This is a genomic window from Streptomyces bobili, from assembly GCF_002154575.1.
In the GTDB taxonomy this organism is placed as follows: Bacteria; Actinomycetota; Actinomycetes; order Streptomycetales; family Streptomycetaceae; genus Streptomyces; species Streptomyces bobili.
Genome location: NZ_MUBA01000875.1, coordinates 1 through 1,723 on the forward strand (window position 1 = coordinate 1; position 1,723 = coordinate 1,723).

The window sequence follows — 1,723 nt, forward strand, 5'->3', positions numbered from 1 at the left end:
AGCGTCAGATGTGTATAAGCGACACCGCCAACACCCGCCAATACCCGGCCCGAAACGCCTCACCCACCGTCTTCCCCACCAACTGCGCATGCCCCCCGACCTCCAGCGAGGCGAACAGCAACACCCGCCGCTCCACCGGAATCGCCCCCAGAATCTGCCGCCCCATCATCGCCCCCGCGAACGACGGCGCCGCCAGATGCGTCACGCTCCGACTCCGCGTCAGCGCCTGCGGATGCGCGGCCCGCAACGTGCGATAGACGGCCGTGGCGAAGTCGTCGTCGTACAGCCGCAGCACCACCCGCAGATCGTGCCGCAACGACCGCCCGTACAGAGCGGCTTCGAGATTCGTCGTGTCCGAGCTGGTCACCGCCAGCAAGGCATGCGCCCGGTGAATCTTCGCCGCCTCCAGCACCCCTTCCTGCGTGACGTCCCCCAGCACCACCGGCACGCGCAACCGCCGCGCCACCGCGACCCCCCGCGCCTCCGGCGCGACCTCCACGCACACCACGGGAATGTCCAGCTCCCGCAACCGCGTCAGCACCCTCGTGCCGATCTTTCCCAGCCCCAGCAGCACCACATGCCCACCGAGCCCCCGCGGTGGCCGCCGCAACGCACCGGCGGTCCGGAAGGTCCCCAGTCCCTCCAGCACAGCCGCCAGCAACACCGGAAGAAGCAGCAACCCCACGAATCCGGAAAGGAGTTGAAGAACCTGCTGCTCGGTCGTCTTCCCCACCGCCGGATCGTTGATGGAGAACAGGTCGAGCAGTGTCAGGTACAGCGCCCCCAGCGGATGAACCCCGGTCACCACCCACAACGCCACCGCCAGCGCGATGACGCACCCCACGAGCCCCGCCAACGACCACCGCAACCGCCGCGAGAACAGCGAGGCGAACGGCGCCACGACCCCGGCCCCCCGCCCGGCGGGCAACGCGGGCCCGGCCGAGTACGACACCTGTTCCAGCACGACACGGCCTCGCCCGCTCGCGGCGGCGACGGTCGCCGCGTCCGGCAGCAGCAGCGGTCCCTGCTCCCCGCTGGCCTCGGAACCGTCCGCGAAGGAAGGGTCGTTGCTGGTCACGGACAGCAACGCGAGCGTGGCGGGCCCGGTATCGGCCACGCGCGCGGGGTCGGCGGCCCGCCCGGCCTCGGGCGCGGGCCGTTCGACGGCGCGCAGCATCAGCCCGTCCGTCTGGACGACCTTGGTGGTCCCGGCGACGGCGGTAGCGGCCAGCGCGGGCGCGGCGGTGTCGGCGTCGGACAGTACGGTGGTGGAGGCGTCCCCCACCGCGTACTCACCGCCCCCGCCGATGATCGCCAACGCGGCTGCCTGGTCGAGGAGTTCCTCGATGTGCTGCCCCAACCGCCTGTTGTAGAGCCGCAGGACGAGTCGCAGCCGGGGGTTGAGGCGACGGGCGGTGAGGGCGGCGCGGATGTTCGTCTCGTCGTCGTCGTACACGAGGGCGAGCGCGGCGGCCCGCTCCACCCCCGCCTCGGCGAGCACGGCCTCGGTCGGCTCGACGGCCTCCAACACCCGTCCCGCGCCCACGGATCCGCCGCTCCCGGCACCAGCCCCCGTCCCCCGATGCCGCCCCCGCTCCTTCGCCCGCCCCCGCCCCGCCACCGTTCCCGGCGGCGGCCCGGTTCACGGCCGCGCTCACCACCCGGTCGAGCAGCGCGGCGGACACCGCACGGGCCCGCCCGACGACAGGCGGGCGTACCGTCC

1 pseudogene is annotated in these 1,723 nt (G+C 73.0%); it reads right to left on the reverse strand.

The annotated features are described in order from the left end of the window. Positions 1 to 22: 22 nt before the first annotated feature. Positions 23 to 1,723, reverse strand: a pseudogene (locus BZL64_RS38410) (NAD-binding protein); the annotation flags it as partial.